Raw genomic sequence first — 14869 nt, 5'->3', positions numbered from 1 at the left:
TCCTTGCTCATTACATTTACATTATTTATTCAATGCATAACGCTGAGTGACATTAACCGAAACTTCATCGTTATCTTCTTGATTGTGAATTCGTATACTCATGACCAAGCCCATACATGCCATATTCATCACCAATGATGTACCACCAAAACTGATAAATGGCAATGTAATACCGGTCAATGGCATAATTCCGATAAACATACCGATATTTTCAAAAATCTGATACAGCAACATCGCTACTATTCCGATAATAATATACGGCCCTGCTCGTTCCCGGCATTCTAACGATACGAGAATTAAGCGATGAATTAAGGTGAAATACAGCAAGAGTAAAATAGCTGCTCCTATAAATCCAAACTCTTCTGCAACCACTACAAAAATAGAATCAGAATACGTTAATGGAACACGATCGGATTGAACCGATGTTCCTTTCATATAGCCTTCTCCACTAAGTCCACCGGATGCAATAGCAAGCTTCGCATTACGTGTATGGTAGATCGCTTTCTCTGTCGCTTGATCAGGCATTAACCAGGGATCAAGACGTTCCATCCAGTGATCACGATGGATATGCTTTAGATAGGTTTTGATGTTATCGTGATATGCCACATAACTACGAATTCCAACAATCACCATAACTATTGCTAAAGAAGTAAATAAAATAGCTTGAGTGTATTTAATATTACCGATCCAAAGTAGTGCCATCATAATAATCAGATAACTGAGCGCATTACCCAGATCATTTTGAGCCATTACTAAAGCAAAAGGAATAAATGTAATAGCCACTAGCGGTGTAACATCACGCCAGAATAACAATTTCAATTGTTCTTTACGAGCAAGCAATGTCGCTAGAAATAAAATCAATACCATTTTGAATAACTCGGCTGGTTGCAAACTAAGACCGCCTATACTAAGCCAACCTTGCGCATTATTGAGCGTCTGTCCTATAACCATAACGAGCAATAGTAATGCTAACCCTGCGCCATAAATATAAAGAGAATATTTGAGCCAGAACCGGTAATTAACCATCGACATTACAAAAAAGACTACAAATCCTGCAATATAGTAAAAAATCATCCGCTCTGTCGAATTGGCAAACTTGGGCGTACTATGAGTAGCACTGTAAATTACAGCAATACTGACTCCCATCATAACTAGCAGAATGGTAAATAAATTCCAATCTATTCTTTTAAGCTTGGCGATCATGTCTGCCCCCTTTTCCGGTTCAACCTTAACTTTCTTTTATACCTATGACATGCCGTTCAATACCTGCAAGGTCAGCAATAATCTCAATATGTTCATAACCTGCTACTCTAACCATATCTGCTACATCCTGTGCTTGTCCAATTCCTAGCTCAAAACCAATCACTTTGGGCAAAGCAGGTAACAAAGCTAATTGCGTCATCATCATGCGATAAGGCCCTAATCCATCCGGTCCTCCTGCAAGTGCAGTCATTGGCTCATAATCTTTCACTTCCGGTTGCAATGCCAAAATATCGGCATCTGGAATATACGGCGGATTAGATACCAAAATATCAATATGCTGACCGGCAAAAGGCTCTAACAAATTACCTTCATGCCATGAGATCGGTGTCTGTTGTTGAATACTATTTTGCTTGGCGACTGCCAGTGCATCAGGTGAAATATCACTTGCCCACACTTGCCATGTCGGACACATACGCGCAATCGTTAATGCTATCGCTCCACTGCCAGTGCCGATATCTGCACATACAACAGGCGATTGATCTTCACGTTCTACCATCAATCGTTGACCGATCTTTACAATGGCTTCGACTAATAATTCAGTCTCAGGACGAGGGATCAATACAGCAGGAGTCACGATAAAGCGTTCCCCATAAAATTCTTGCTCACCGATAATATATTGTGCCGGTTCTCCTGACACTTTACGCATAATGACTTCTTGCCATAGGGATTGCTTATCATACGGAAAAGGTTCAAACATCGCCATATAAAAAGCAGAGCCTTCTAATCCAAGCACCCATTCTAACAAAAGACGACTGTTCGATTCAGGTTCCATTACGTGATGAGCGCTTAAAAAAGAAGAAGCCTCAACATAGGCTTCCCGTATACTTTGTTCTGGCTTCATCGTAAATTGTTCTGTCTGTTGTACCAATAGATTATGCCTCTTTTTCCATCAAATCTGCTTGTTCTGCTAACGTCAATGCAGATACGATATCTTCAATCTCACCATTCATAATTTGATCCAGACGGTGCATCGTTAGACCGATACGGTGATCGGTTACACGACTTTGTGGGAAATTGTACGTACGGATACGTTCGCTACGATCGCCTGTACCTACTTTACTTTTACGCTCGCCTGCATATTTTGCTTCTTCTTCTTGACGCATCATATCCGAGATACGCGCACGAAGTACTTGCAATGCTTTATCTTTGTTGGAGTTCTGAGACTTACCATCCTGACAAGTCGCCATAATTCCTGTAGGCATATGCGTTACACGTACAGCCGATTTCGTCGTATTTACAGACTGTCCACCTGCTCCACTTGAACAGAACGTATCTACACGAATATCACGATCATGAATTTCAATTTCTAATTCTTCTGCTTCTGGCATAACAGCTACAGTAGAAGTCGATGTATGGATACGTCCACCGGATTCAGTTGTAGGAATACGTTGTACACGATGTGCACCACTTTCGAATTTCAGCTTGCTGTATGCACCGCGTCCATTGATCAAGAACGTAACTTCTTTGAATCCACCTAGATCACTCGTACTCGCATCCATCATTTCAACACGCCAGCCTTGAGTATCTGCATAACGAGTGTACATACGGTAAAGGTCGGCTGCAAATAAAGCCGCTTCATCTCCACCTGCTGCTCCGCGGATCTCAACAATTACGTTTTTATCATCGTTAGGATCTTTAGGTAATAGTAAAATATGAATTTGAGCTTCTAACTCATCTTTGCGAGCTGAAAGTTCATCAATCTCCATTTTCACCATTTCACGCATCTCATCATCCAACTTCTCGCCTTGCATGACTTTAGCCGCATCTAATTCTTCGGTAACTTTACGGTATTCGATATATGCTTCATAGGTTGGTTGTAGATCAGATTGCTCTTTGGATAAGTCTCTCAAACGCTTGGAATCACTTGCTACGTCAGGGTCACACAATAACTCGCTCAATTTATCATAGCGGTCCGCTAATGCTTGTAAACGATCTAACACGGAAATCCACCTCTTCTTTTATTCAATCTGCTAAGTTCGCAGTTTCACTTTACATAGACCATCATCAAAACAAACATCATCATTCATTCTCATCGCACACATAATATTGGGAAATATTAGTGGTTACGACTCTTAATTATAGCACAAGAAGTAACCATTTCATATCCTTAATTACGGCGCCACTGTACTTTTTTTTAGCGATTATCGGCTGATTTGAATACTTCAGATCAATAAGACTATAATAAAGAAAGTTATATGTCACAACATACACATTTTATATGTGCTTAACAGATTATCGGTGTAGGCGTTCGAGCATAAACATGGGTAAATACTAAAGGGCGTTCTTTTATCGATTATGATAAACAAAGATCGTTACTCTATTGATCACAAGGAGCTGTATTCATGGATCAACGAAAATTAGGTTCACAAGGATTGCAAGTCTCGACACTGGGTCTAGGTTGTATGGGTATGTCCGAATTTTACGGTGAGATCGATGAAAAAGAAGCACTACACACCTTGCAAGTCGCACTTGATAATGGAGTTACCTTTTTTGATACAGCAGATATGTACGGTGTAGGGGCAAATGAGAAATTGATTGGTCCTTTTATGCAACAAAATCGAGATCAAGTCATCCTAGCAACCAAATTCGGTAATGTCCGCAATGAAGATGGTTCGTATGTCGGGATTAGTGGTCGTCCTGAATATGTAAAAGAAGCTTGTGATAACAGTCTCAAACGTCTTGGTCTTGATACGATCGATCTTTATTATCAGCATCGTGTCGATCCAGATGTACCGATCGAAGAAACCGTTGGCGCAATGAGTGATCTTGTACAAGCTGGTAAAGTTCGCTATCTTGGTTTATCTGAAGCCGGAGCGGATACGATTCGTCGTGCGCATCAGACGCATCCGATCTCTGCGTTGCAAACCGAATATTCCCTCTGGAGTCGTGATGTAGAAGATGAGATTTTGCCCACTTGTCGTGAACTAGGGATTGGATTTGTTCCTTATAGTCCTTTGGGACGTGGCTTTTTGACAGGACAGATTACATCATTTGAAGATTTGGCAGAAGATGATTACCGTCGTTATTCTCCACGTTTTCAAGGCGAGAATTTCCAGAAGAATCTAGATCTAGTCAAACGAATCCAAGAGATTGCCAAAACAAAAGATTGTTCACCTTCTCAACTGGCACTCGCATGGTTACTCGCTCAAGGTGAAGATATCGCTCCAATTCCAGGTACAAAAAGAACAAAATATTTGTTAGAAAATATCGGTGCAACACAAGTGAAATTAACAGATGATGAATTGAAAAATATTGATGAAGCGGCTCCTAAAGGTTCTGCTGTCGGTGAACGTTATGCACCTGAAAGTATGAAAATGTTGAACCGTTAAGATTTTAGGATAACGTCTGTACTTATCAATATATGAAATCAATAGGTTAAAGAAGCGCTCATTCTGCGGAATGGGTGCTTTTTTATGACGTTTTATTTGGAATAGATATTCACTATACATTTAATGAACATCTACCGATAATAAAAAGTGAAATACATACTAAACTTTGTTAGGAGGATTATTTTGAATTTGTATAGGAAATTATTTTGGAGTCGAGTCAAATTATATCTTACTCATTTATTTGTTTTTGTTGTAGTTACATTTATGGTTTACATTACTATGAGCGAACAAGATTATCGTCTCCTCATACTAATGTCGATTACTTGGGTATTAATGGTTGTAGCGTTTAGAGAGAATTATTTACATACTGTTGTAGCTAATCCATATCGTACAGGTAAAAAATTCATCTATTATAGACGTACACCTAAACAAATTAATGCTAGAATCTTATTTTTTCAAGTGTCACTGGGACTCTTTTTGATAGCTCTATTGCTGAATCAAATGTATAATATTTGGATTTTACTTATTCTTGCTGTAAGTATTTTTATTTTACATTTTTTCAAACAGAAAAAAGACAGTAGATTTAATGAGCAAAAAATGAAAATGATTAATAAGTTAAGCAGACACAATATTATTTTACCTGAAGAGGAGATTTGGGATATAGAAAGTAACTTTGAATCTTCAAAAATAAATATACATGTAAACGAAACTTTAAAACTGGTTACTGATCCCAAAAAAGAATTATATTTTTATGCAGTTACACCTGTAGAATTGATTGTCGGCATTCAAAAACCTGAAGAAGATTTCTTTTTTACAGCTATACCATTAAGTGAAATCAAGCAACTTGCCATTTTAGCAGGTGGATTAGACTTTCAAAAATACACGTCTTTAGGAACCATGCTAGTGATAGGGTACGGGATAAATCGGCAATTCAATCGATATTCGAAAACTCGTTCGTATAGTATTATTCAACGGTTCATTGGTACATTGCTCTATGCCTTAGATGCCAAAATATGGGAAGATCCCACATTCACAGGATTCCCACATCGAGATCATCCGGCTTTTGTAGCATATGAATTTCATGGCGATCTGTCATCTTACCCAGAGCCTTATCTTCCTTTTCTACGTCAACCTTAAATCAACAAAAAAAGAGTCTCGTATTCCTCTAGGAAAAACGAGACTCTTTGTGTATGAGCAACCTCAAAGGCTGGTCATTTATATTGAAAGCAAATCTGATGAAAAGATTAATCTTATACGTTAAAGCGGAAATGCATAACATCGCCATCTTTAACCAAATATTCTTTACCTTCCAAACGCAATTGTCCGCGTTCTTTAGCACCGTTCATAGAACCAGCATTCACAAGATCTTCATAGCCCACTACTTCTGCACGGATAAATCCGCGTTCAAAGTCAGTATGAATTACACCTGCTGCTCCAGGAGCTTTGGTTCCTTTGCGGATTGTCCAAGCGCGTACTTCTTGTACACCTGCTGTAAAGTACGTGTATAGACCTAGCAATTGGTAAGCTGCTTTGATCAGACGGTTAAGACCGGATTCAGCTAGACCTAGCTCTTCTAAGAACATCGCTTTGTCTTCTTCTTCCAGTTCAGAGATATCTGCTTCTACTTTTGCACTGATCGGTACAACCATTGCATTTTCAGCTTCGGCAAATTCTTTTACTTTCAGCACATACGGATTACTATCTGCTTCTGTTACGCCATCTTCACTCACATTAGCCGCATACAATACAGGCTTCATTGTGAGCAAATGAAGATCACGAACCAATAGACGCTCGTCTTCGCTTAGCTCAATACTACGAGCTGGCATATCGTTATACAACGATTCTTTGATACGCTCTAATACTTCTACTTCTTGAGCGATTTGTTTGTTACCGCCTTTGATGTTTTTGCGAGAGCGCTCGATGCGTTTCTCTACACTATCCAAGTCAGCCAAAATCAATTCCAGATTAATCGTCTGGATATCGCTGATTGGATCGATTTTGCCATCAACGTGTGTAATATTTTCATCTTCAAAACAACGAACTACATGCACAATTGCATCTACTTCACGGATATGAGCCAAAAATTTGTTACCCAATCCTTCGCCTTTACTTGCTCCACGTACCAAACCTGCGATATCTACAAATTCAAAAGCAGTCGGTACCGTTTTCTTAGGTACAACCAATTCTGTCAATTTGTCTAGACGCTCATCTGGAACTTCTACAATACCTACGTTAGGATCGATCGTGCAGAAAGGATAGTTCGCAGATTCTGCACCTGCTTGTGTAATTGCATTAAAAAGAGTAGATTTACCAACGTTCGGCAATCCGACAATACCTGCTTTCAAAGCCATTTATATGACAACTCCTATTGATCTGAATTTATAAATAAACGAACATGAATTTCCACACTCATTATATATGAGAACCTGCGGTGTGGCAAACAACTATACAATAAATTTATTCGTCAAAGATTGAAGTTGACTGGACAGTGTTGTTAGATTTTGAGAGATTGTTGATAATTCAGTGACAGACTGTTCTTGTTCTTGCGCACTAGCAGATACTTCTTCTGTCATCGCAGACGTTTCTTCCGTAGCCGAAGCGATATAACTAAGCTGTTCTTCTACTTCATGGCGTAAATTCTGCATATGTGCAGTGCGTTCTGCTAGATTAACAGCCAATCCTTGTACTTCATCTGATACTTGACTCACCTGTTCAAAAGTCTGCATACATTCTTCAATTTGTGATTCTTGTTGATTAACAGACTTCATCGTGAGATCGAAGCGGTGACCCATACCACCGATTTGCTCAACAAAGCTACCTAAAATCGTATCTATTTCACGAATCGAATCTTCCGACTGTTGTGCTAGACTACGCATTTCACTTGCTACTACTGCAAATCCTTTACCAGCTTCACCTGCACGAGAAGCTTCAATCGAAGCATTAAGCGCTAGAATTTGCGTTTGTTTGACAATACTTTGTACTTGTCCACTAACGTTAGCTGCTTCTTGAGATTGCTCTGCTAGAGCACGAGACATTAACTGCATCTGCTCCATTTGTTGTACATTTTGCTTGCCTTGTTCTAGCAGTCGTTGATGTTCGTGTGTCACTTGTTCACGCACTTGAGTAAGCTGGCGAGCCGTATCTCCGAAGCGCTCTACATAACTTCGCACTTCATCAATAATCTGCCCTAATCGCTCTGAATGCTGTACCGCTTCTTCGGTCTGCTCTGCTTGTTGTGTAGAACCTGTAGCAATCTCATGAATCGCACGTGATAATTCTTCTGTCTGGCGTAATGTACCTGTAGAGACTTTGGAAATGTATTGTGATGATTCTTGCAATGTATGTGAACCTTGCTGAATATTCGTAATCATATCGGTAATATGAGCGACCATTGCATTATTCAAGTCACTGATATCTCCTAATTGATCGCCTGTTATCCGTTTGGAGCTAACAGTAAGATCACCTTTAGTCACCTGTTCCATACTGGATTGAATCTCGCCAACTTGACGTAACATCCGGCGAATAAATGCCATCGCACACAAAATTGAGATCAATAACACGATTGCAAATACAGGAATCACCATTTGATAGGCTTGTTTTAATGTATTGGAATAGACCGCATTTACTGCATTCGCTGAAATATCAATTCCTAAGTATCCTATAGTCTGACCGCTTTGATCTTTGATCGGAGCAAAGGTTGAAAATAATTCGCCCCATGTCGGATCGGTCGCTACATCTGTCGTAACCATTTGATGAGATAATACTTCTGGAGCAATCCCCGAACTAAATTCAAATTCGTCTCCGTATTTGCTATAGTCTTCATCATCCCATGCTGCTCCATCTACTGTGTAAAACCATTTTCCGTCTACATAGTTAAACAAATAAATATATAATGATCCGGTTTCCTGACGTAACATTGTAAGCTGGCTACGAAGATCACGATATTCTTTAAGCTGCTCTGGATTATTACTACTGCCTAGCTTTTGAATATCAGCTATATTAAGATTAGCAATCGTATTTTCAGCTAGCTTTTGATTGTTGTATTGCATTGTAGATAAAGAAGCATCTTTAATTAATATTTGCGTAATAAACAATGTTACTACAGCCACTACAATCAATGGCAAGATAATCATAAGATACAATTTTAAGCGTAACCCTAACTTAACGTTTTTACCTCTTTTCATTGATGGTGCCCCCTCATACCTATATCTGTAGTCCTCACGATGTCTAACTACATATATATCGTACAAAAGATGTAAGTTATGAATAGAATCCGCAAAAAAAGTAGTTATTTTCTCCTATTTTCTGAAAATTTCATGACATATTTCAACAATGAACATAGAAATCCACTTACTTTTGGATTTCAAATTGTACCGTATACCTGACTACGATGAAGGAGAAGGAGGATATAATTCTAAAAAGCGCTTGGTGGTCAGACTGAACCGATCCCAATTTTTGCGATGAGGTAAAAATCCTTGCTTGGAGACTTCTTGTGAAAGAACTTCAATATTCTCAAAACGTGCAAAAAACGGCAAAACAAACTCATCGATATACCGACAAATTTCTTCAATCACCCGTTCTCGCTCGCTGGTAGTTATGACATGATAACTATCTATCTTTTTGTATTTACGCGTCAAATTCACAATCGGACTGATAAAAATACAATTGGCATCTGGAGGAGCTATAGAGGTCTCTACACTTACAAACACACGTAATTCGCCATACTTGGAGCCTGTAAATGAAATATCAAATGTAAAATCGCCACTTTTCTGGCGAAGACATTTTTTGCTTTTCAAATATTTAAAAAGAGGTTGATAACGTTCTGCAATGGTTTGAATGGTTTGTTGACGTGCTTGTTCTGCTTCAGATACAGCCATATTCTGCTCCTTTCTGCCACAAAGGATTACTATTTATTTTAATTTCTAACAAGAGATAGAGAGGTGAACAAGATCGAATTGTATGTCATCGTAAAGAAATTAACAATTCCGAGTAAATCAGTCTAGTACTTAAAATCTTGAACGCAAGCGTGTTGTCGATTGTAGTGCAGCGATATCTCCTGCTCCCACACCTAGCATAGCCGCAGATAATTCAAACTCTACCTGTGCAAGCACTTGTTCCAACGCTTCTGTCGATTCTACAGCCGCTCCTAATAATGATCTTCCGAATCCGGCAAAGTCTGCTCCTAAAGCAATCGCTTTGGCGGCATCGACTCCATTTTTGAGTCCACCACTACCGATGACTGTCATATCGGGTAACGCTTGACGCACATCGACAATACACTCTGCTGTCGGTGTTCCCCAACCTGCAAAAGCTTCTGCGGCTGCGCGGCGTACAGGATCAATACTGCGGAACTTCTCCACCTGACTCCATGACGTTCCACCTGCACCTGCCACATCAATAAAAGATGCCCCTGCATCTACTAGCAAGCGTGCTGTCTCACCATCAATACCCCAACCGACTTCTTTGATCCCGATCGGTACTTCTAACTGTTTAGCCATCTGTTCAATCTGTATTAACAATCCTGCAAAATTCACATTACCTTCAGGCTGAAAGACTTCCTGCAAACTGTTCAAATGAAGCACCAATGCACTGGCTTCGGCAAGATCAACTGCACGTCGACATTGATCAATCCCAAATCCGTAATTCAACTGTACTGCTCCTAGATTCGCTATAATCGGAATAGTCGGCGCTTGTTGACGCACATTGAATGTAGCGGCTAACTCATCATGCTCAATAGCAGCTCGTACAGAACCGAGTCCCATTGCCCAACCACGTTGCTCTGCTACTGTGGCTAATCGTTTGTTAATATCGCCTGTTGCTTGGCTTCCACCTGTCATCGAACTGATGAGTAACGGTGTAGCGACAGGTTGATTAAGAAAAGAGGTATGCAGTGAAATTTGAGCAAAATCGAGCTCAGGTAATGCTTGATGGCGAAAATGATAATTTTCAAAACCAGAAGTCACGCCTTCTCCTGCTACATCTTCTTCCAGACAAAGACGGACATGAGCACTTTTACGATCTGCGATCTGTCCTTCGGGTATGATTTCTTTAGAGTTCATTGTGCGTCCTCCTTTCAATTCCAATGTTGATTTGCAATATGTTTGGCAACCAGTTGACCTGATAATGTGACAATTGGTGTTCCTCCGCCGGGATGAGTCGTCCCGCCCACATACCACAATCCTTGTACATCACGACTGCGATTACCCGGACGGAAAAAAGTCTGCTTGACTGAATTGGACGAAATACCATAAATCGATCCTTGATGTGCATACGTGTCTTGCTGAATATCAGCAGGTGTATAATGCTCCCATACAGGGCCCTGCGAGATATCTTCCAGTCCATATTGTTCCAGTAATGAAGCTATTTTATGCCCGTATGCTTGACGTTGTAGTTCCCAATCCCATTGATCTGACAAATAGGGAGCATTCGCTAAAATAAACAAATTACTGCTTTGTGGTGGAGCCATAGTTGCTTCCGAATAACCAGAATAACAGATATATAATGTTGGTAAAGCAGGCGGACGCTTTTGCCCGAAAATCGCTTGAAATTCAGGCTCGTATTGTTCTGGAAAAAATACGGTATGATGAAGCAATTGATCATACTCACGAGGTACTCCTGCCAGTGTGACAAAACCGGATAACGAAGGTTCATAGCGATCAATTTGCTTATTGGTCAGTGAAGGACGTTCACTTTCATCTAATAGCATTTGACTCATACTTAACACATCGCCATTAATAATCACGATCGGTGCCAGATAATCTCCTATGCTACTTTCGACTCCAATCGCTTTGCCTGATTGTACCAAAACGCGTGAGACTTCTATACCTGTCCGTATCGTCACACCCAGTTCAAGCGCTAGCTTTTCTAGTCCACGTATTAACTGATATGTACCACCGCGCACTCCATATACACCAAGTTCTGCTTCTACATGACTAAGCATCGCAAAAATAGCTGGTGCTTGATAAGGTGAAGCACCAACATAAGTTGCGTACCGTCCGAATAACATCAATGTATTAGGATGTCGGAAATATTTGCGCAATAACGATTGCAATGTAGTTAATGGATGTACACGAAGTAAGCTTTTGCCCATGGAAGGCTTTATTTTATCACGCCATGACAATAATAAAGTATTGAGAAATTGATCGTTCGCTTCAATATACATCTGCTTCGCTTCCGCTAGAAAGCGTGGATATTGAAGCGCATCTTCAGGGCTATACAGTGCAATCTGAGCCGCTGTCGCTTCTGCATGACGACTAAGATCGACCACTGAACCATCTGCAAAAACATTACGTGTACGCGGTTCCAGATCATACAATTCTACATAATCTTCGATCTGTCGTCCTGCTTGTTCAAATACACTTCGGAATACATGGGGCATTGTAATCGTGCTTGGTCCACGGTCGAATTGATAACCTGCTTTTTCAATATGCTGTAATTTGCCACCAACCGTCAATTGCTTCTCTAAGATTGTCACATCATATCCGCGTGAAGCTAGACCAATCGCGCACGATAATCCGCCGAATCCTGCACCGATAATCAGCGCTTTGCGATCACTCATCCATAATTCCTTCCTTTCCAATTGTAACCTGTTCCATTGGCTCCTGCACGCCATGAATCAAGCATAATGCCGATCAGACAAGCCGCACTAACAGGCATATAGACTCCCATCCAGAAAGGCTTACCATGATAAACATCAATAATACTTTTGGTCATTATTCCGATCAATATACTTAGTAATGACCAGGCTATAAGCATCGTATCTACAGCCACAAGACTATAGATCAATGTAAGTACGGGCAAAATAAATAACAGCCCATAATACACAGAAATACCGACCGCTAACCAAGCACTACGCCCTGCACCAACAAAAATATTTTTCTTATATCCTTCCCATACTTGAGCGGCATTATGGTACATTCGTGCAGATGTATAATGCTGTATATTTGCCAATGTTACAGGATCTCCGATCCGCTTAACAGCACGAGCCAGTTCCATATCTTCTACAATCTGATTGTAAATGCCTTCATGCCCACCTGAACGAGCATAACTATCAGGATGGATCATTAACCATGCCCCGGTCACTGCCAAAAACAACCGACTACGACTACGACGAACCATCATAATAGGCAAATGATAAGCTATCACAAAAGACATCATGGGTACGACTATTCGTTCTAACCATGTCCCTGTCTCCATACGTGGAAATCCACTGATAAGACCTTTTCCCTGAGAACGAGCCGTTACCATTGCTGCTTCTAATCCTTCTACTTCTAATCGCACATCAGCATCAATAAATAACCACCACTCCCCTTGAGCATGTTCGACTAATTGATGACAAGCATACGATTTCCCCATCCATCCTTCAGGTAAAGGGTTGCTATGAAAAAGCCGCACTCGCTGATCTTGCTGCATTACTCTCTCAATCTCAGCGACTGTACGGTCTTCTGAATGATCATTCATCACTAATATTTCAATCTCTATCGAATCGGTACGACAGTTCGATATAGATACCAAACATTCACGAATATTAATCTCTTCATTGCGCGCTGGTACCATAATAGATAACAAAGGCTTGGCATGAGGATTCGTTGAACGATACATATCTGCTGGTGAACGATCTGTAGAAGCAGAAGGTTGATAATAACTGCTTTTGTTAGATAACGATGTGCCTAATCTAGGCATACGAGAAAGATTCCAAATCGTAAATACAAGCTGAATCAAAAGCCAGAACGCGATGATCTGTAGTATCCACAGCATGATTTCACCTTTTTCTTATTTTGCGATATTGATCGAACTTTTCGTCTGTGGTGCGTTTAGGTGGAATAAGGTGAATTTCTTCAGATAAATAGCCATCTTTGGACAATAGTAATTGTTGACGCTGTTGATCCAGTTGAGCGGTCAGGATCGTCTCTAGCATTTCTGCACAATCATTAGAACCGATCTGTTTCCAGTTACGGATCACCGGTTCGCCAATTCGCAAAGAGGCTTGCAGACGAGCTTGTTGATACAGCCCATAATGTAGCGTCACTGGAATCACAGCAGTCTCCGGTGGGGCTTGGCGCAATAATAATCCAATCCCCGGACGAAAAATCAATGGACGTGTCTCCAAATGACGAAGTTCTCCTTGTGGGAACAACCATATTCGCTTGCTTTGTGCAAGCAAACCAGCAGCATAACGCATACTTTGGCGAACATCACCGGGACTGTCTTTTTGGATTGAAAATGCGCCTACTTTGCGAAAAAAATCATATCGCTTCAATTGTCGCTCTTCCATCATCATATAATGATCACCGATTGATGTACGATTACACGCATGATAGACAAGTAATCCATCCCACCATGAACTATGATTCATAATATAAATAACCGATTGCTCAGGTGGCAAAGCATCAAACGAACCGGTCATCGTAAATGAATGGAACTGACGCCGAATCAGATACCATTCGTTATACTTGCGAAATACCATTTGAAAAGAAGAAGATTTACCTGCGGGTATCATAACGATAATTCCCTTCTGCCAATAATATACCGATCAATGCAACGATCATCGAACCGTCAATATCAGCTTGCCAAGCTAGCAAACCGAACAATAACAACATTCCTTGATACAGAAAAGTCGCATGACGCAAAATTCGTACGCTCAGTATCAATCGCGGTAACACCATCGACAACAGACCACCTACAACGAACCATGCAACAAAATTACTCCACGGTACACCGTAAAATCCGCCTGTTTGTTCCCAGTGCCAGAATCTACGTGCATGTGCTACTGGATCAAGAACAAGATCCAGTACAATAATCCAGACCCCTACTTTGCAAGCACGCACTAATAGATAGCTACCTTTATTCGATAGAGCGGAAGTATGAGCAGATGCGTGCTTGGCAGAACTGCTTAACAATACGCCTCCTGCTACAACACCAATCCATGCAAATCCTAGCGTCCAGGGTACACCATATATAAGAGCGCCTAGAAGCGATGTATACTCGTATTCTCCAAATGGCCAACCACTATGTACTCCAATCCACTCTAATGCCATACCACCGAACCAGATGATCACGCCAGATAGGATAAGGCGTGACCACAGAGGTGTAGTAGAACTACTGACTGACTGGTCGGACATCCTTTTATAAAGTTCGGCCCTATGAATTAAATAGAGCGCATATAATGCATAAAAGACGAGAAAAAGTCCATTTGAAAAATCTAATACTTTTGGTACGTCTACTGTTAATAGCAACACAGCTCCGATACCATACCAGATCCAAAATAACCATCCCAT

Annotated in this window: 13 protein-coding genes; 2 read left to right on the top strand and 11 right to left on the bottom strand. The window is 40.5% G+C overall.

What is annotated here, in order from left to right; translation table 11 throughout:
- Nucleotides 1-21: 21 nt before the first annotated feature.
- Genes QCD85_RS19595 through prfA form a run of 3 tightly spaced genes read right to left on the bottom strand, consistent with a single transcriptional unit; the run spans nt 22 to nt 3203 of the window.
- Complete coding sequence (locus QCD85_RS19595) at nt 22-1203, bottom strand: FtsW/RodA/SpoVE family cell cycle protein (RefSeq protein WP_301263648.1); 1182 nt, start codon at nt 1201-1203, stop codon at nt 22-24.
- A 25-nt stretch (nt 1204-1228) separates the two neighbouring features.
- On the bottom strand, nt 1229-2104 hold the full coding sequence (gene prmC, locus QCD85_RS19590; RefSeq protein WP_301263669.1) for a peptide chain release factor N(5)-glutamine methyltransferase: 876 nt from the start codon (nt 2102-2104) through the stop codon (nt 1229-1231).
- Between the two features lie 31 nt (nt 2105-2135).
- Nucleotides 2136-3203 carry a peptide chain release factor 1 gene (gene prfA / locus QCD85_RS19585; protein WP_273613789.1) on the bottom strand — a complete coding sequence of 356 codons (1068 nt, stop codon included), beginning with the start codon at nt 3201-3203 and terminating at the stop codon, nt 2136-2138.
- 402 nt (nt 3204-3605) lie between these two features.
- On the opposite strand from prfA, the gene QCD85_RS19580 reads away from it, so the two are divergent.
- The gene (locus tag QCD85_RS19580; RefSeq protein ID WP_301263647.1) at nt 3606-4592 is read left to right on the top strand and encodes an aldo/keto reductase; all 987 of its coding nucleotides are present in this window, start codon (nt 3606-3608) and stop codon (nt 4590-4592) included.
- A 279-nt stretch (nt 4593-4871) separates the two neighbouring features.
- Nucleotides 4872-5729: a hypothetical protein gene (locus QCD85_RS19575; RefSeq protein ID WP_301263646.1), complete on the top strand. Its 858-nt coding sequence runs from the start codon at nt 4872-4874 to the stop codon at nt 5727-5729.
- A 113-nt stretch (nt 5730-5842) separates the two neighbouring features.
- Here the strand turns inward: QCD85_RS19575 and ychF are convergent, their stop codons facing one another.
- From ychF to QCD85_RS19535, 8 genes are all read right to left on the bottom strand, one after another.
- The gene (ychF, locus tag QCD85_RS19570; RefSeq protein ID WP_273613792.1) at nt 5843-6943 is read right to left on the bottom strand and encodes a redox-regulated ATPase YchF; all 1101 of its coding nucleotides are present in this window, start codon (nt 6941-6943) and stop codon (nt 5843-5845) included.
- A gap of 93 nt (nt 6944-7036) precedes the next feature.
- On the bottom strand, nt 7037-8776 hold the full coding sequence (locus tag QCD85_RS19565; protein ID WP_301263645.1) for a methyl-accepting chemotaxis protein: 1740 nt from the start codon (nt 8774-8776) through the stop codon (nt 7037-7039).
- A 201-nt stretch (nt 8777-8977) separates the two neighbouring features.
- Nucleotides 8978-9469 (bottom strand): hypothetical protein, encoded by a 492-nt coding sequence (locus tag QCD85_RS19560; protein ID WP_301263644.1) that lies wholly within the window; start codon nt 9467-9469, stop codon nt 8978-8980.
- Nucleotides 9470-9598: 129 nt separating this feature from the next.
- A complete protein-coding gene (gene fni / locus QCD85_RS19555; protein WP_274171736.1) occupies nt 9599-10651 on the bottom strand; it encodes a type 2 isopentenyl-diphosphate Delta-isomerase in 1053 nt (350 codons plus the stop codon).
- A gap of 14 nt (nt 10652-10665) precedes the next feature.
- Complete coding sequence (locus tag QCD85_RS19550; RefSeq protein WP_301263643.1) at nt 10666-12150, bottom strand: phytoene desaturase family protein; 1485 nt, start codon at nt 12148-12150, stop codon at nt 10666-10668.
- Entirely contained in the window at nt 12147-13349 is a 1203-nt protein-coding gene (locus QCD85_RS19545) for a glycosyltransferase (protein WP_301263642.1), read from the bottom strand. The genes QCD85_RS19550 and QCD85_RS19545 overlap by 4 nt, the downstream gene beginning before the upstream one ends.
- A 4-nt stretch (nt 13350-13353) precedes the next feature.
- On the bottom strand, nt 13354-14091 hold the full coding sequence (locus tag QCD85_RS19540) for a lysophospholipid acyltransferase family protein (RefSeq protein ID WP_301263641.1): 738 nt from the start codon (nt 14089-14091) through the stop codon (nt 13354-13356).
- Nucleotides 14075-14869, bottom strand: a complete 795-nt coding sequence (locus tag QCD85_RS19535) for a carotenoid biosynthesis protein (protein ID WP_301263640.1) — start codon at nt 14867-14869, stop codon at nt 14075-14077. The genes QCD85_RS19540 and QCD85_RS19535 overlap by 17 nt, the downstream gene beginning before the upstream one ends.

The sequence above is a fragment of the Paenibacillus sp. PsM32 genome (assembly GCF_030433815.1).
Lineage (GTDB): Bacteria > Bacillota > Bacilli > Paenibacillales > Paenibacillaceae > Saccharibacillus > Saccharibacillus kyungheensis.
This window is presented reverse-complemented; position numbering and strand designations above follow the sequence as displayed.